Raw genomic sequence first — 17,721 nt, forward strand, 5'->3', positions numbered from 1 at the left:
ATTCAGAAAATAAAACAATCCTGCAAGTAATGGTAAAAAATATGGAGAACCGGGAGAAAATAGTGAAGCAGTAATTTTTTTGCCATAAATTTATGGGTTGATTATTGGCATGCAGGAAGTTGTCTTCTGGATTCATCATCCTCAGGATACTCAAAAGCGAAAAGGTGAATTTGGGTAAGGTTATAAAACCATAACCTTTTCGTTGAATAACTTCGCCCGGTTTGAAACATACCCCTGATATTTCACGAATAATTGCATAGTGGTCATTATTAAATCTGGCCCGGTGGATACCGGATACAGAAAGATTGACCTGCCTGTCTGTGACGGCTGTTCGAAAGGATATCTCCTTCAATAAAAACAGATTTAATAGATTTCATTATCATGGCCTCTACCACAGCAGTATAAGAGAAATGTTGTCATTCCCGGCATCGTTTAGATTAGGTTGCGGGGCTGATAAGCCCCCAATATATCCGCATTCTGATGATCTGAATAATAGCCAGCAGGCAGAACACCAGATATTGAAAATTGAATGTCTGATTTATGATACAATACCCTTCCATGAGAAATTTATGATGAAATCAGAAGACACCCTTGACTGGTACCCGGCACAGTTGCCGCCCGTGAAAATTATTCTTGGTGAAGCCGTGCTGGCTGTGGGTAAACAGGGCCGACCGATTAATACCCGAACGTTGCTTGAATACCTTCAGGTTATGCAGGGCAAGCAAAAAAGGCGGGATGACAAAGTCGCCATGCAAACTGCGATTGATGTTCTCAGGGATAATCAGCGCATTAACGGCAGACGTTAATGCGCGTCTGAAATCAGTATCCGTTCTGAATGATTTCAACCGTATGGTTTTGGCCATCATCCCGCAGTGGGATTCTGTCATCAGGGAGGAGAACGCCATCCAGCGTAACCCGATATTCTCCTTCGCCGCGTGAGACACTAATCTGATAATGGCTTTCGCCATATTGATATCTCATAGAAAAAGACGGCCACTCATCTGGCAACCGGGCATGAACAGTAAAGGCAGCACCGGAGCGTTTTATCCCCAGTAATTCATCAGTAAGTAAACGCAAGGCCCAGCCTGCGGAACCGGTATACCAGCTCCATCCTGCTCGTCCGGTATGGGGAGCGACACTGTAGACATCAGCACTCATGACATAAGGTTCAGCTTTATAGATCCCGACCGAGTCCGCATTCAGGGTATGATTTATCGGGTTGAGCATTGACCAGAGTTGCCAGGCGCGTTCTGCATTCCCCATTCGGGCAAATGCCATCACTGCCCAGATAGCGCCATGTGTATACTGTCCCCCGTTCTCCCGCACTCCGGGCAGATACCCCTGGATGTAACCCGGATTAGGACCGTGCCCATCAAAAGGAGGTGTTAAAAGCTTTATCAATCCCCCCTCATTATCCACAAGGTGCTTATCCAGCGCCTGCATGGCCTGCGCGCAGCGAACCGGGCTTGCGGCCCCGGACAATACAGACCAGCTCTGTGCAATCGCATCAATCCGGCAGTCCTGCGAGGCTTTCGATCCCAGGGGCGTACCATCGTCAAAGTACCCGCGCCGGTACCATTCGCCATCCCAGGCATGGGCTTCGAGATTGTTTTGCAGGCGCAGGGCCTGTGAACGGCACATCGAGGCGACAGTGTCATCCTGCCTGCGCTCCGCCAGCGCTGCAAACCGCTGCAAAATATCGTACAGGAAGAAGCCCAGCCAGACGCTTTCACCTTTGCCTTCGATACCTACCTGGTTCATCCCGTCATTCCAGTCACCTGCCCCCATCAGCGGCAGGCCATGCTCTCCGAACCGCAGACCATGTTGAATCGCTTTGACGCAGTGTAACCAGAGTGTCTCTTCGGTGCCGCTGATGACCGGCGTGTCATAGACAGACTCCTCACCAGGCTGAAGCGGACGTCCCTCCAGATAAGGGATGAGGATTTCCAGGGCATCCTTATCCCCCGTCGTTTCAACATAGTGGCAAACGGCAAGTGGAAGCCACAGGTAGTCATCAGAACAGCGGGTACGAACACCGTTGCCATGTGGAGGGTGCCACCAGTGTTGCACATCTCCCTCGATAAATTGCCGTGATGCACACAGTATTATCTGTTCACGCATCCGGTTCGGATCGGCATGACTCAGTGCCAGTGTATCCTGCAGCTGATCGCGAAAACCAAATGCGCCGCCAGACTGATAGTAACCACTGCGGGCCATAAGGCGACAGGCGACTGTCTGATACATTAGCCAGCCATTAACCAGTAAATTTACGGAAGTGTCGGGGGTGTTAACCACGATTTTATCGAGCACATTGTGCCAGTGGTTGTGAACCCGGTTTAGCTCCTGGCGGACCGTATTCTCATTCATATAATGGGCAAGCGTCTCCTGAGCACGTGCGTGATTTTCATCTGCGCCGAGGATAAAAATAAACGTCCTCTGATCCCCATCAATTAATGTGACCGCCGATTGTACCGCCCCGCAGGGATCCAACCCTGCCCCCGTCTTACCCGAAAGTTTGCGCAGTTTCATAGCAGACGGATCGTGCAGGGAACCATTACGACCGATAAACTCGCGACGGTCGCCTGTCAGTGAACAATCATTACCGCTGACGGCAAAAAATGCAGTACGCCCGCCACCGTTATCACCGTAAAAATTGTTCGCCAGCACCCCGCAGCCGCCAGGGATACTGGCCGCCTGTGTCACAATGTGAGGTGCTGAGCGCGTTCGGGCTCCACCGAGTGTCCACTCCACATAGCCAGTGACAGAGAGTTTTCGTGTTCGTCCCGAAGTGTTACTGAGCGTCAGGAACGCCAGTTTTACCGGCGCCTCTTCGGCAACCAGAACCGTCAGCTCGCTGTCTATACCGTTCTCACGATGGGCAAAAACACTGTAACCAAAACCATGGCGGGTCAGATAATCACCGTGTCCGCGAACAGGCAAAGCCGTCGGTGACCAACACTCACCGCTCTCTTCATCGCGCAGATAAAACGCCTCGCCGCTGCGATCGCTTACCGGATCGTTCTCCCATGGTGTTAACCGGTATTCATGCGCATTCTCATACCAGGTGTAAGCCTGTCCCGCCTCTGAAATCACGCTGCCAAAACGGGAATTTGCCAGTACGTTTGACCACGGTGCCGGTGTCAGCTCATTTTCCCGCAGGACAATCTGGTACTCCCGACCATCCTGCGAAAATCCACCGTACCCATTGAAATGGCTTAACTGACTGATGTCGGGGATCCAGTCCGTATGTTGATTGCGCTCCCGCACAGCACGCGGAATGAACGCTCTTACCGGAGGTTTCAGGGTATGAATACGCTGGTTAAGCTGCTCATTAATTCCACCTGCGCGGTCATCAAGATAAAGACAGGCCACGCTCATCAAAAGCAACTTATCCTCAGCGGAGAGGTGCTCACCGTTACGGACGAAAAGCCCGCCCGTTTTATCCAGCAGGCTGGCTTCAGACCCGGCATAAATTAAATCCATAATCTTATTTTGTAATCCCTGCTGGTAGCCGCCGGGGCTGTTATTCAGGATCACCAAATCAACATCCAGTCCTTTCTGTCTCCAGTACCGGTGTGCCTGAATCAGTGTGGTAACGGAGGCGATACTTTCCTCACTGGTAATACTAAGCAGCACTATCGGCAGATCACCTGAAATTGCCCAGCCCCACAGACCGGACTGACCACGCCGGTTACGGCTGATCACCTGACCTTCGGCGCGCAACTCCTGGACAGGGTAAAGCACTGCGCTGGCGAGACGATTAAACAAAGTGGCATCATCTTCACTGGCGTTCATCTGGCGTAATACCACCAGACTGTGCGACCAGGCCAGTTCAAAGACGCGATCGGCAATAGGGTGATCGCGATATTTCTCCAGCAACGCCAGACTCTGCTGGCGGGTATCGCTGATACCATAAATGATATCAATCGTGACCGGCTGCCCCGGCTGCAGAATGATGGTGTTGCGTATCGCCAGTATAGGGTCCAGTACTGGCCCCGACGTGTTGCTGAGCGGCCCTCCGCCCTCTATTGCCAGGGCATCAGCAGGGGTTCTGCCACGACCAAGAAATTTTGCCCTGTCCGTTTCAAACGAGACGTTATGACGGTTATCGCCATGCACCACCATCATGTGAAACAGGCAAGGACTCGGTTCATCCGGTGAGCGCGGGCGCCGGTGGCAAAGAATAGCGTCACGCTCAGGATTCAGCTCAGTCTGAATAAACAAATTGCTGAATGCCGGGTGTGCCAGATCGCTGGCATCAGGCGCCAGTACCACTTCGGCATAGGTTGTCAGCGCCAGGGCTCGGGGCTGGCGACCACGATGAATCAGTGTGAGCCGTCGCAGCTCAATATCATCCTCAGGGGAGATCACAACCTGAGTTTTGACGCTGAGCCCAGCGAAGGTTCGTCTGAATTCAGCGCTCGCATCGGTGAAGATCACTTCCTCGTCGTGTTCGCTGGCGTTGCCTGTCGGCTGCCAGGTATTGCTCCACACGTCGCCCGTCTGCATATCGCGGATATAGCAGAATGTTCCCCAGTTATCGCGCGTGGTATCACTGCGCCAGCGCGTAAGAGCAATATTATTCCAGCGACTGTAACCTCCCCCTCCCGCTGTCAACATCAGATGATAATGGCTGTTGGACAGCAACTGAATATCCGGGGCGGGTGTGTCCACCCCATTGAAAATTCGGGGTTCATAGCGAACGGGTTTGACCCTGCCCTCATGAGATTCAAAATGACGGCGTGGGCTGTAGAGATCGACCGCATCCGGCACGCGCTCCTGTAACAGCAGACTCGCTGACCGGAAAACTGTACTGGACATGAATCGCTCAGCCATGGGGGCATCAAGCAGCACATGGGCCAGCGCCTGAAAAGCCATGCCCTGGTGATGTGCCATCCATGACTGCACCACCGCATAGAGCTGTCCGGTTGCGAGGCGTGAGGGGGTATAGTCCAGCGCTTCGTAAAAACCGTATTCGCCACGTGCACCATTTTTTTGCAGTCTGAACAGATTCTCACAGGCTCTCTGTGGTGAGACTATCAGCGCCAGCAGTGTGGCGTACGGGGCGACAACCATGTCATCGGCAAGTCCCCTGCGCAGACCGAGCCCCGGCACGCCAAATGCCTGATATTGATAATTATGCTGAACATCAAAAGCATGATAACCAGACTCTGAAACGCCCCATGGTACCCCGCGTTCTTTCCCCCAGTGAATCTGGCGCATAACCGCCGACTGACTCATCTCATCGAGCAGACTGCCAGGCCAGGTGGGCATCACCAGATTCGGCATCAGGTATTCAAACATAGACCCGCTCCATGACATCAGGGCAGTTTCATTATCAATCGTGGTAAACAGCCGCCCCAGCGCGTACCAGCTTTTAAGAGGCAACTGATTAGTCGCAATGGCGAGAAAACTGGTCAGGCGGATTTCAGATGGCAGGAGATCATAATGGCTCTTATCAGGTGTATTTGTGTCACAGTTATAACCGACACTGAGCAGACTGGTTGTTTCGCTGTACAGAAAGGCGAAATCCATCCGGGCATGCTCATTCAACCGCTGTTCAAGCTCGGTGATAATATTCAGTCGCATCCGGGCCTGCTCCGTCGCTGACGCCGGAGGTGTTCCCTTACCGGTAAATGTCGCACGGGCAAGCTCGCTCAGAGTCGGCAGCGGCTGTTCGTTCCAGGAAGCAGGTAACCAGCCAAGCAGCAGCGACCACTCATGGCAAAGCTGTACCAGTTGATGCTCCAGGTGCCCTGCCCAGCGCATCTGAAGAGGAGACCCCTGATGACATTGCGTTGTCAAATGGTTGCACTGGGTGCGCATTTTTTTCAGCTCGCTGAAAAACGCCTGCGGAGGTAGCAACACCGCGCTCAGGTAGTGTTTGCGCAGCAGTCGCAGGCTATCAGGCGGGTTCTGGCCCCACTGTTTTTCCAGAATATCCAGCATATCGTTCACTCCTGCCAGTATCCGTTGGATGTTTAAAACGGGCTGATGACGCATGGCGGACAGCCCTTCACGCAGTGTCAACAAATGCCCCGCCATGTTTCCGCTGTCGACGCTTGAAACATAGCGTGGGCTGAGGGGGGCCAGCGTACGGGTGTCATACCAGTTATAGAGATGGCCCCGGTAATGCTCCATTTTATCCAGTGTGTCGAGGGTGAGTGACACGCGCCGGAGCACCTCTCCGCCGGGCAGATAGCCAAAATCCCAGGCCGTCAGGTTAGCCATAAGGGAAAGGCCAATATTGGTAGGAGAAGTACGATGGGCCACCGTCGGTTGCGGTATTTCCTGGTAGTTATCAGGTGGAAGCCAGTTTTCTTTTTCTGTGGCAAAGGTCTCAAAAAATGCCCAGATTTCACGGCTTGTCTGGCGTAACAACTGTTTTTGTTCCTGATTTGGCGAAAACACCTTACGCACAGGCTGGCGACTCAGCCAGCTCATCAGCAGTGGTGCCAGACACCATAACAAACCGATCGGCAAAGCAATCGCCAGCAGTGGCGGCGCATATTGTCCGGTCAGTATTATAAGCGTCACGCCACCTGCAACATTCAGCCACATCGCCTGATAAAATCGCGCAACAGAGGGTTTGTCCTGATTGCTGTCCAGGCTGTGACTGACCCACTGGCTGAGGTGACGCCTGCTGACCCCCAGTCGCCATAGCGTCACGGCAATTGCCTTGAGCGAATATCCGGCTTCATGCGGCAGTACCGCAAAATTAAGGCCGATGCCTGACAAACGCTTCAGCGCGCCTGCCCCCACCAGTAACAGATGCGGCTTCAGGCGACGACGCAGAGGTTTATGCAGAAAGTTGTGGGCGATGCTGAGGATTGCAGGTAACAGCCATATCAGTGCCAGTACGCCAAGCCAGTAAAATGGATTGGGTACCCAAATCAGGGAGAAGAACAGCAATACCAGTAAAGAAGGTGCGACCAGACTGCGACGCAAATTATCGAGTAATTTCCAGTAAGAAAGTGTGGACAGCGGGTTCTTATCCCGGGTTCCATCAGTTTTTCTGACGTGTGGCTTCAGCCAGTTAAGCAGTTGCCAGTCGCCCCGGATCCAGCGTGAACGACGCGCGACGTCCGAAAGGTAATTATTGGGGTACTGTTCGTAAAGTAAGACCTCACTCAGTAGCCCCGATCGTGCATAGCACCCTTCAAGTAAATCATGGCTGAGAACCAGATTTTCCGGGCAAGTGTTGGCAGTGGCCAGCACAAAGATATCGACATCATAAATCCCTTTACCGACGAACGATCCTTCCCCAAAGAGATCCTGATAGATATCCGAAGACATCATCGAATAAGGATTATTACCGGGCACGTTACTGCGTATGGCGGCATAACGTCCCTGACCGTTGCGTGGTATCTCCTCCGCGAGGCCGGGTTGCAGAATGCCGAATCCTTTAATGACCCTCTGGCGTAGCGGATCATACTCTGGCTTATTCAGCGGATGCGCCATTGTCGCGACCAGCTTGTGTGCCGTATCGCGCGGCAGCACCGTATCACTGTCCAGGGTAATGACGTATTTAATGTGACCCGGTAAAAGATGAGCTGGTATATCCGCAACACTGACGAATTGAGTCCCCGGATGACGCAACCAGCTGTTCAGCAACGCCAGTTTTCCCCGCTTGCGTTCATAGCCCATCCACGTTCCTTCAGAGGGGTTCCATTCAGGTTCCCGGTGTAGCAGATAGAAACGTGGACGGCTAGAGGGATAGCGGCGATTAAGCGCCTGCATATCGGCGATAGCCTGTCTGAGCAGGGCGTTATTTTCCGGCGAGGGTTCATTCTCAGAATCAGCGAAATCGGTGAGCAGAGCGAACCTGAGATTTTCGTTTTGATTCCCCAGCCAGCAGACTTCAAGGCTGGTGAGGAGCTTGCTGAAACTATCGTGGCTGGTCAGCATGCAGGGAATGGCGATCATGGTTGCGCTGTCAGCAGGAATGCCGGTTGAAAAATCCATCCCAGGCAATGGATGAGGAACGCGAAAACGGGTGGTTGCGTCACTGAGCAAATCACTCATTAACTGAGTTAAAGCGATAATCAGAGGCAATGCCACCGCGATCAACAGCCAGTCTGCGCCCTGTAGAGCAGTTTCGTGCAAAACTGCCGCTGTCGTTGCTGTTGTCAACAACGCCAGGCTTCCAAGCCAGGACAACAGAGTTATTCTGTTGAAACTGTGCCGCAAACGTATGAGCCTGGAGGTGTCAGCCAACAGATGAATCTCCAGCTGCTGTCGACCTTCGCCCGCCAGATAATAGCCAACGTGATGTTCCTGTGTGTCGGGAGCACTCTCCCCCGAAAGCGCCAGCACCCTGCCCGCAACCTCAGGCTCACTGAGACCACTGTCTCTGGCAAGGATCTCAACAACGTGGCGGTAATGATCCCGGGTATTAAAGTGCATCCGGGGATAGATACCGGCAGGATCATTGCGTAATGCCTGTTCGACGACACTGATCGTTTCGGCGAAATCAGCCCAGTCCGTTTCGCTCAGTAATCGCAGACCCGCGATGCTGTTACTGACGGATAGCTGGCTGGCGGCAAGCTGTTGATTGAAGCTATGTATGAGAATGTCGGTGGTGACTCCCTGTTCCCGGAGGCACTGATCAACCCAGGTAAGAGGTAACGACAGCGCGTTGCCATGTCCCTGCAGGCGCCGCACCAGCTCTGCGACAAACGCACTGGTTAACGGAGGACGAGAGCGCGCCATATCGGCCACCACCATGATTAAATCACCTGGCTCGTTCTCTGCACATTCGAAAATCCTTGTTATCCACGTATCTGCCAGGTTTCTGTCCTGCTGAGCTTTTATCACTTCCATGCTGATACGACGAAGATTTTCAATCAGCGCCAGGCGCAGCATCCCCGGCAAGGCCCAGACTTCACCTAATGTCAGCGGTGCCACCTGTTGATAGGCGGTGAGGTAGCTGGTCAGGCTGGCTGTATCCCAGCGGCCATCACCGTGAGCAATGGCCTCTGATGCAATATTGTAAATTCGTGGACAATTCAGCGGTGACATCAGCGACGGGAGACCTTTGCCAAAGCTTTTCGGCAAGTGCTGACGGACAGTGCGGATTTGCTCCTCAATCAGATAATAATTGTCCAGCAACCATTCCCCTGCGGGCATGATACTCGTCTTTTTACCCGCGTTAAGCTCATAGCAGTTTTGCGTGATGACGATCTCATTGTCGGCGAGCCTTTTCAGCAGGTAATAAGGAAGTTTATCCGGCGATAATTTATGTGTGCGCGCCAGTTTCTGACCGTAGCGTTCCATCTGGGCAGTCGAAAAGAGCTCTGACCGCGGATTGCTTTCACCGTCAGGATCGTTCGCCGAAAACGTCATGTTTTCTGCGTCATTCGTAGGAATACGGGAGTGGTTAAACCACGCTCTGGGGTTCATTTTCATAGCGTTGCTCTGATGCGACGTTAGCGCGCAGGAGCAGTTGCGAAATCAGTTCAGAAACGTTCTCTCAGGATGGGCGTAAGGCATCAGGGATTTAACAGCTGCTGGAATTTAACTTAGGTATAAAATGTGGGCCCTGTCTGAGGTTTTTCGGTCGGACTAGCGTCGGGAGATAAACAGGGCTTTACACCCTGGGCACATCATGGCCTGATTGCGACGGATTTTTGACACCGGTTGAGCTGATTTCAAGCCACAAACAGGGCAAGCGGCAGTGGCGGTAGAAGCACCGCTGAAGAGTTTCATTGCGTAATCGATAATGGACATAATCATTAACCTTTCAATGAATGAGCCTCACCGTATCACACTTGGTTAAGTTTTAATCTATTTATTTTGGTGCACTGAAATTCAGGAAAGATAGATGTTCGCAGCCACAGGCCCCCTGGGACCGTGAATCCGACAAAATTCAATACGGCTTCCTGGAATGGGTAATTCCGATTCGCGTGAATTAACGGCTGAAATATGAAGCAGAACGTCTTTTCTGCCATCTGAAGGGGTGATGAAACCTTTACCGCTGAGAATGTCAAAACTTTTGACAATTCCTGTCATTTTATGGGACAAGTCAATTCCTTATTGAAAACACGCAAAGACTATACCCTGAAAAAATTATATTGCCACTTTTAATTTTCCTTGCAGGACCTCTGGATGGCTAAAATATAATTTGCTTATTATGACTTCCCGTGCCTTAATGAATCCCATCAGTTCGATGTACAAACGAACGTTAAACATTTTCCGGGCAGTCCTCATTACCAGGCGTTATCGCTGATATCCCCTCTTTTGAGTCCATACGTTTAATACTATACGTTTACTATCAATACTATAATTTGTGACGGGAATCAGTATGACCTCAAGAATTAAAGGCCTTGTAAAATGGTTTAATGAAGACAAAGGTTTTGGCTTCATCTCTCCTCTTGATGGGAGCAAAGATATCTTTGTTCATTTTTCAGCGCTTAACGGAGACAACTTTAAAACCTTATTTGAAGGGCAGAAAGTTGAATTCGCAATACACAGTGGAGACAAAGGTCCTGCTGCGGCAAACGTAATACTTTGCGATAAATAAATCTTTGTGGGTCTGCGACAACGATGAAGGATTATTCCTGAGTAGACAGATCCATAAATTAATTTAGCGAAAGGCAGTTTATTCTTAATATCAGGTCAGCATATTTTTGCACATCGATGAGTGTGCTGACCGATGTGATGAAGTGCAGGTCTGCTGCATGAAAAGTCTAAAAGCAGAAGCTAACTGCTTGTTAAATAATAAAGTGCGTAAGAGGTCAGGCAGCCTCCGAAAGCATCACGTCCTTGATTCTATCCTGTTTTAATTTTCTTTAGCTTTCAAAATTAAAAAAAAGAAAATTACCAGACTTTTGTAAATATCACATAGTCCGCGCAGGTTGATCACAAAAAATTATCTCCTCTATCGAAGAGATTGCCTTATGGAAAAAACCAACAGATGATAAAAGTCCTTGTGTTTTTTAATGCTGAATCCTGTAAGGTCATGACCGTTCTTGAAGGTATATCCTCTATTAAGCAGGAATATCCAAACGGTGAAGAAACTCATCTTCGGATTATGTCAGCAGGTTTTCCTTCTTTGACCGGAGATCATGGTGTTGTTCACGTGGCTTCTGACAGGGAATTGACTTCTCAGGAGATACTTGATGCTGCCAGGAAATATTTATAGCATTTCATTAAGTTCTCTGCTTCACATTTAATTGCGCACGCTCACTTACCCTATTCAACAGATACAACTAAAAAAAATGAGTAAAAACCCTTTATCGCCTGCTAACTGCAGGCTTTTTTTTATAACACATTCAAAATTTTATAAGCGCTTACCCTGAGAAGTGAAAATGACTCTTTGTGTACTGACAAATTGTCGATATCGCTCTAATCCCCTTCATGCTATCTTGCCTTTTATGGTGAATCCTCCTAAGCGGCGGGGCTAATTAACCTGATGACACTTTTGCTGGAATGTTCATCATGCACGACTGAAGCAGCGAGCCATGGGGGGTTACCCAAAGGCTTACCGGGAGGCACCCGGCATCATATGTATAAGCCCCTGCAGCAATGCGGGGGCTTTTTCACAAATATGACCGGTATAAATTCAGAAAGCCGGTTGATGTGGGATCAGTACGGCTGACCTATATTAATAATTGTGCTCACCGTATCACCAAAGAATGTCAGTCGACTCAGGATAATACCTGAAAGTGCAATGATAACCGTTGCAATGGAAACTGACGCTTTCTGGCGCTGACAGGACAAGACGAGTGTTAGCGCGAAACAGATTAAGCCGGACCAGAAAAAAGGAGATGAGCTCCATTGTTCTGCGGTCATACGTGCAATCGTTCCACCGCTGCGCCAGATAACCGGTGCGATAACCATGGCCAGAATCAGTAACACCAGCCCCTGGCGTAAGGGAGAAAGTGCCGGAGACTTATCCAGCAACGGGAGCATTGCCGCCCCCATTACCCATGCCGTTAACAGGTAGAGAATCATCGGCAGCCCGTTATTGATGGCGATCATTGCGGGTGCTGCATATGTCAGCCCCTGCACTGCAATCAGAACGATCCCCATCACTGCCGCTGCAATCACGGTCACGACTTTTCCATCAGTGAACAGTGCCAGCGCAATCGTGACGGCAAAAAGGCTTGCTGCCAGAATTTCCCTGCTAAGCCATGAATGTCTTAAGTTAATAAAAGCATTATAGCCATGGAACGGATCGGCCAGATGGAAGGTTGCTCCAATCAGGGATACGCCCAGAACCACGCCCGTAATAAACCATGACCTGCGCTGCGGGATATCACGGTTATAAATGCGCCGCCAGGCAAGAAACAGGGCCATTCCGACAGACGTCTGGCTCAGCGATGTAAAGAAAACCAGTGGTAACTCATAGTGTTCCATGATTATTCTCCAGCCTGATGCGGTGTGCGGGGCATAATGAAGCGGGTCCCGGGGTTCAGGGATGGCATAACAGGGTATCCGGGGGGATACTGTATGGCATTTCCGGGGGCACCCTGTCCATCCAGATCTATCATGGTTAATGCACCGACAGGGCAAGCATCAATGCAGGCTGTTTGTAAACCTGCATCTAACCGTTCATAACACATACTGCATTTTTCAGCCTTATGAGTGACTTCGTTAAATCTGGGGGCACCATAAGGACAACTGCGCAGGCAGTTTTTACAGCCTATACAGCGAGCAGGGTCATGTACGACGATACCATCTTCGCGCAGGGTATAGGCCTCAACCGGGCACGCATCCAGACAGGCGGGATGCTCACAGTGGTTACATGCCAGTGAGTAGAAAGCCCTTTCTTCGTGCGGATAGATGGAATTCCCCAGCGGGTAGACATAGCGCCAGAAAAGATCAGGCTCCAGTTGATTAAAACTTTTACAGGCCATGGCACAGCCACGGCACCCGATACATTTTTCACTATCGACCAGGAATGCACGTCTCATGCTTTTGCTCCTTGTATCGATTTATCCTGTGCTGGCATTTTTGTTAACTCTATATCAGCAAACTGACAATGGATGGCGGAACCCGGTGAACCGGTTTTCATTTGCCCCATGTCTGATGAGGTATCATCGACCACATTCTGAACGTTAAAACTCTTTTTCGGGAACCAGGCCTCATACATCACCAGCATATCTTTCGGTACGTTCGTGGTGAGTCTGGCCCTGACAGTCACGTCACCAATGCCATTAAAGACACGAACCCAGTCCAGTTCCTTGATACCTTTGAGTTGTGCCGCTGCGGGATGGAGGTAAACAAATGGTTCCGGGTAAAACACCTTCATCCAGTCCAGATTAATGAACTGTGAATGGATGCCAAATAATGCATGCGGAGTAAAAAGCTGGAATGGATGGGTTTTCGCCCTGCCCGGTTTATATTCAGGTAAGCGTGAGTGGCCGTTCTCCTGACTCAGCGCCGAAGCAAATTCGTATTTACCGGATGGTGTTTTGAACTTGAAGTCGTGCCAGGCCGCAGGATGTGGCAGTTTAGCTTTGACAGGGCCATTGAGCAGCTCTTCCCAGGATGAGATGCCAAACAGTTTGTAGATCCCATCGTTAAATTCTTTCGCTACCCATTCTTTACCGTCAATCTCCTGCGGGAATGTACAGGAGCCAGGAGACAAGCGATTCATGGTTCGGGAGAGTGCCGCAGCTATCTCAATATCCGATTTCGACTCATACATTGGTTTAATCGCCGGCTGGTTAATGGTTAACCAGTAATGCCAGTACGATACCGAGACATTCCACTCCTCCATTTGGGTTGTGGCAGGTAAAACAATATCGGCCTGCTCCACGGTTTTATTGAAAAAATGGTCCACGCACACCACCATCTCCAGCTTTTTGAAAGCCTTGAGCATTTTATTATGATCAAAATCCTGTGATAGCGGGTTCTTACACGCCACCCACAACATACGAATGGGCGGATCATTCGTGTCCAGTATGGCCTGCGCGGTTTTGTTTATATTCACACTGCGGTCGGTATAACTGGCTTCCGTTTTTGCCGCAAAATCAAACTCCCCTTTTGGTCCTTTTTGTCCGGTAAACCCAACCGATCCCTCAGGTTGTTTTTGCAGCATGGCGTGATAATTGAATCCCCAGGTATAAAGGTGACCATAACGTGCGCCTCCCCCTTCCAGACCGATATTCCCCGTCATGGCGACCAGCGCATCAATGGCACGCACATTTGCGCCACCATTGATATGGCGTTGCATACCGTAACCGATCCAGATAGTCGCTGGTTTTACTGCAGCAAAATCTTCTGCAAGCTGACGAATGGTGTCGGCAGGAAGGCCGCACTGCTCCGCTGCCCACTCCAGGGTGATGTTTTCCTCTAAATACTGTGCAAAATCAGAAAAACCGACGGCATACTGGGTAGTAAAGTCTTTATCCACCAGACCGTTGTCTAATAAGTGGCGAGCCATACCCAGCGCCAGCGCACCATCGGAGGCTGGTTTTATCCGTAAGTACAAATCGGCTTTGGCTGCTGTCTGTGTCAGGAGGGGATCAATGACAACCACTCTGGCGCCACGCTCGCGCGCCTGATAGATGTATTTCATGCTGTGCATGGAACACCAGGCAGGGTTAGCGCCCCAGATAATGATGTACCTGGACTTGACCATATCTTCGGGATCGTTACACCACATATCCCCCATGTCATAGCTCTGGGCATCAATTCCTGCAGGCCAGCAGGGAGTGCCGACAAAACGGGTGGTGTAACCCAGCGAGGACATCATGCCTTCAACACCGTAATTAAGAATGCCCAAATTACCTGAATATTTCGTGAGGCCCAGTCCCAGAAGCGAGCCATCTTTCTTTTTAATCTCCAGAATTTTGCTGGCAATGCGTTCCATTGCGTCTTCCCAGGAGATGCGACGCCATTTACCGGAACCCCGGCCATCCTGAATCATCGGGTATTTAATCCGGTCAGGACTGTAGACCCGGCGGGGATAGGTCAAACCTTTTATACAGGGTTGACCATGCGTGAAAGTCGACTCTTTTGCTCCGTCAATATAGTGGATGACACCGTCTTTAACGTGAGTTCTCAGGCTGCAGGTGTCATAGCAATTGCGGGGACAGGAATTTCGATAAAGGGTGTAGTTATCAGGATTGTAAGGTATCGGGGGCTGTGCTGCAGCCCGGCGAGGGGTCAACAGCCCGCCTGGCAGGCTGGTAGCAACGCCTGCGAGGGCAAGATTTTTGATAAAGCGCCGCCTGGCGGGGGAATCAGGTGTGTCAGTCATGGAGAATTCTCCGCTGTAAATCGAAAAACCAAAGCGAAAGTACGTCAGCAACTGAGGCAATCAGCGGCGTTGATACATGGGCTTTGATACGGGTAATAAAGTCCGGCAACCATTTACTCAGGTGCTGATGCGTCAGCCAGTTCAGTACTTCTCTCTGTTCTGGCGTCAGTTCAGGTAACGATACCAGTAGCAAACAGGCCTCAATTTCATAACTGATTGAATCATCGGGAAATTGATTTTCTAGTGAAACTTCGAAACCCAGTTCGTGATAACACTTGCGTATTTCGAGCGTACTTTTTCCCATCACTTGCGGCTCTGTATGCAGATATACGGAAGCATAAGGCGGAGCCAACAAAGCCATGGGACCTACAAATAGCCGGTTAAAATCGTATTCGACTTCAAGCCAGTCCCCGGAGGAAGGGATAGCGGGTAACCCCGGATGGCGCAGGCATAAATCCTGGAGTCTGTTACTGATTTCAGCCAGTGAGCCTGATTGCGGGAAAGCAAAAAAGTCGCGGAGACAGATCCCTGTTGCTATCCATTCTTCACGAGAGAAGGACACGGGTAAGGCCGATAAAGAGGGAGGAAGTGTTTCACCCTGCTCTTCCCTGTCTGAAGAAAAAAACATATGAAATATCCTATATGCTTAAGAATAATCTCACTGTAAAACTACCGGCAGAGGATGTTTTTTGATCATGGATACGTTTTTATTGTTTTTTTGAGGCCGGGAGGATAAATCGTCACACAGTGTGCTGACGCTCACGATTAAAGCGTGGAGCAGGTCGCGATGAGTTCAGCAGATCATCTGTAGCCGCTCATTTGGTCACCGCATCACTCAATATAGCGATATGTATCAGGCAGGGTGCGCCTATGCGGAGCGTGCGGCGGAGAAACTCCAGGCTGGAAGAAAACGTTGCTGCGTAATAAGCGTTTTTATACGCGCCAGCCCACATGACGAAAATAAAACCTTCTATAACCCGCAGGCCAGCGGCCGGCTGACTATTCCCACGAGGCACCGTCTGGTTTGCCGGTCAGGGCATTCAAAAAAGCTGGGCCATGAAGCGAGAGATGCTATCGCCGGGTTATACAACACGCTACGTTGATTTACCGATCGTCAAATAAAAACGCTGTCGATATATTTATACAGGCGTTCTTTCAATCTATTTATTTAAGATCAAAAAGAGATAAATATTATTCTTATTAAGAGACAAAAATCATTCTCTTTGTATTATTAAACAGGTTTCCCGATCTGAAAATAACATTCACTACGTAATGGAGCTACTGAGATGAGAGTTGTCGTATTTCAAGGACAATATGGTATTTTTAAACGCGAAGGTTTAGACCTTTCTATGCCAGCGGTACAAAGTTGTTTGGGGTTGTATGCATTATCCGATCAGCACGATTACTTGCTATGCGCGCATTTTGATACGGCTCTGGCGCTACAACAGAACCTGGAAGATATTCAATGCGCGCTGGAGCGGAAAGGGATCAGTATGAAAAGCCTGCACGGTATGGTTTTTGGTGGCGACGGAAAGCAGAGCTACCTGCGCTGTTCTTCACCCAGTAGCGATATTGGCAATACCATTGTTAATTTTATAAAAGCCCGGGGCGGCACCGCTGAATATTCAGCCCAGTATTATTCCGGTGTGATTCCCCAAACGTTTAACTTTTACTACAAACGACGTTACGGGATCACTGAAGGCCGAAACGCCAGAGATTTTATGGGCGGTCATCAGCAGGCCGAAAATATCGCCAGACAGCGGATAAAACTCAGGCCGTCGGAGTATTCGCCAGCGCAGGCAAAAATGACGGATATTAGTCACTTATATTAAACAGCGGGTTCCATGCAGAAACCCGCCAGTGAAAGGCAACACGAAAATCACGCCAGACCATCAGCGGCTGCGTTTGGCGTGGCGCTCCCAGTTTTCCTGCTTTGCCTGCTCCGACTTACGCAACGCCACGTAGCAAGCACCGTTGCCACCATGATGCGGCAGCGCCGCACAAAAGGCCTGAACATCATCAAACTCGGTCAGCCAGCGCGCCAGATAACTGCGCACAATATTCGGATGCGAGCCATCTTCCCGCCCTTTGCCGTGAATGATGAGCACATTACGCAGACCATCAAGCCGCGCCTGGTGCATAAAGCGGAACAGCATCTGGCGGCATTGCTCAACCGGCTGGCGTAGCAGATTAAGGCTTGCCTGCTGGCTGTATTTCCCCTGCCGCAGCTTATCCAGCACGCCGTTCTGCAACCCTTCGCGTTTAAACTCCAGTGGCGTACCAAGAGGGATAATGTCAAGAAAACCGGTGGTGAGAAAATTATCGAGCTGCAGGGTATCGATACGCTGCTGCGCGCGAGGATTAGGTGTTCGCTGCCAGTGTACATCTGCACAGCGCTTCAGGGGCTGAACGTCCTCCATGGCGTCAAGAAAAAGCGATTTGTCGTCAGGGTTCATCAGGCACTCCTCCATCAACTTCTGCTCATGTACTATAACGGGCGTACCCCGCCC

The 17,721-nt window shown here is 50.4% G+C and carries 12 protein-coding genes and 1 pseudogene; 5 read left to right on the forward strand and 8 right to left on the reverse strand.

The genetic code is table 11. From position 1 onward, the window contains the following. Window positions 1-572 precede the first annotated feature (572 nt). Window positions 573-806, forward strand: a complete 234-nt coding sequence (locus tag CWM66_RS01695; RefSeq protein ID WP_007374831.1) for a hypothetical protein — start codon at window positions 573-575, stop codon at window positions 804-806. Window positions 807-819: 13 nt separating this feature from the next. On the opposite strand, the gene CWM66_RS01700 is transcribed toward CWM66_RS01695, so the two are convergent. The 3 genes from CWM66_RS01700 to cspF form a co-directional block, all read right to left on the reverse strand. Further along, window positions 820-9,408, reverse strand: coding sequence for a GH36-type glycosyl hydrolase domain-containing protein (locus CWM66_RS01700; protein WP_107146179.1), 8,589 nt, complete (start codon window positions 9,406-9,408; stop codon window positions 820-822). Window positions 9,409-9,564: 156 nt separating this feature from the next. After that, window positions 9,565-9,735: a YnfU family zinc-binding protein gene (locus CWM66_RS29195; RefSeq protein WP_313902140.1), complete on the reverse strand. Its 171-nt coding sequence runs from the start codon at window positions 9,733-9,735 to the stop codon at window positions 9,565-9,567. A gap of 75 nt (window positions 9,736-9,810) precedes the next feature. Beyond that, window positions 9,811-10,023 carry a cold shock-like protein CspF gene (cspF, locus tag CWM66_RS01705; protein WP_071532062.1) on the reverse strand — a complete coding sequence of 71 codons (213 nt, stop codon included), beginning with the start codon at window positions 10,021-10,023 and terminating at the stop codon, window positions 9,811-9,813. Between the two features lie 280 nt (window positions 10,024-10,303). Here cspF and CWM66_RS01710 point away from each other — a divergent pair, with 280 nt between their 5' ends. Then, entirely contained in the window at window positions 10,304-10,522 is a 219-nt protein-coding gene (locus CWM66_RS01710) for a cold shock domain-containing protein (RefSeq protein WP_007374827.1), read from the forward strand. 393 nt (window positions 10,523-10,915) lie between these two features. Continuing rightward, on the forward strand, window positions 10,916-11,143 hold the full coding sequence (locus tag CWM66_RS01715; protein WP_035890158.1) for a hypothetical protein: 228 nt from the start codon (window positions 10,916-10,918) through the stop codon (window positions 11,141-11,143). Window positions 11,144-11,586: 443 nt separating this feature from the next. On the opposite strand, the gene CWM66_RS01720 is transcribed toward CWM66_RS01715, so the two are convergent. From CWM66_RS01720 to CWM66_RS01735, 4 genes are read right to left on the reverse strand one after another with little or no spacing between them, the layout of a single operon-like run. Continuing rightward, entirely contained in the window at window positions 11,587-12,360 is a 774-nt protein-coding gene (locus tag CWM66_RS01720; RefSeq protein WP_035890157.1) for a DmsC/YnfH family molybdoenzyme membrane anchor subunit, read from the reverse strand. 2 nt (window positions 12,361-12,362) lie between these two features. Beyond that, window positions 12,363-12,917 (reverse strand): 4Fe-4S dicluster domain-containing protein, encoded by a 555-nt coding sequence (locus CWM66_RS01725; RefSeq protein WP_035890156.1) that lies wholly within the window; start codon window positions 12,915-12,917, stop codon window positions 12,363-12,365. Next, a complete protein-coding gene (locus CWM66_RS01730) occupies window positions 12,914-15,211 on the reverse strand; it encodes a molybdopterin-dependent oxidoreductase (RefSeq protein ID WP_107146180.1) in 2,298 nt (765 codons plus the stop codon). Before CWM66_RS01730 ends, CWM66_RS01725 begins: the two co-directional genes overlap by 4 nt. Then, complete coding sequence (locus CWM66_RS01735) at window positions 15,204-15,839, reverse strand: molecular chaperone (RefSeq protein ID WP_233218348.1); 636 nt, start codon at window positions 15,837-15,839, stop codon at window positions 15,204-15,206. Before CWM66_RS01735 ends, CWM66_RS01730 begins: the two co-directional genes overlap by 8 nt. Window positions 15,840-16,005: 166 nt before the next feature. On the opposite strand from CWM66_RS01735, the pseudogene CWM66_RS01740 reads away from it, so the two are divergent. Together CWM66_RS01740 and CWM66_RS01745 are read left to right on the forward strand one after the other, a co-directional pair. Next, window positions 16,006-16,333 (forward strand): annotated as a pseudogene (locus tag CWM66_RS01740) (DUF4113 domain-containing protein); the annotation flags it as partial. A 164-nt stretch (window positions 16,334-16,497) separates the two neighbouring features. Then, on the forward strand, window positions 16,498-17,043 hold the full coding sequence (locus CWM66_RS01745; protein ID WP_007374822.1) for a hypothetical protein: 546 nt from the start codon (window positions 16,498-16,500) through the stop codon (window positions 17,041-17,043). Between the two features lie 60 nt (window positions 17,044-17,103). Here the strand turns inward: CWM66_RS01745 and smrA are convergent, their stop codons facing one another. Beyond that, entirely contained in the window at window positions 17,104-17,667 is a 564-nt protein-coding gene (gene smrA, locus CWM66_RS01750) for a DNA endonuclease SmrA (protein ID WP_007374821.1), read from the reverse strand. Window positions 17,668-17,721 lie beyond the last annotated feature (54 nt).

It is taken from the genome of Kosakonia sp. H7A (assembly GCF_003028445.1).
Classification (GTDB): Bacteria; Pseudomonadota; Gammaproteobacteria; order Enterobacterales; family Enterobacteriaceae; genus Kosakonia; species Kosakonia radicincitans.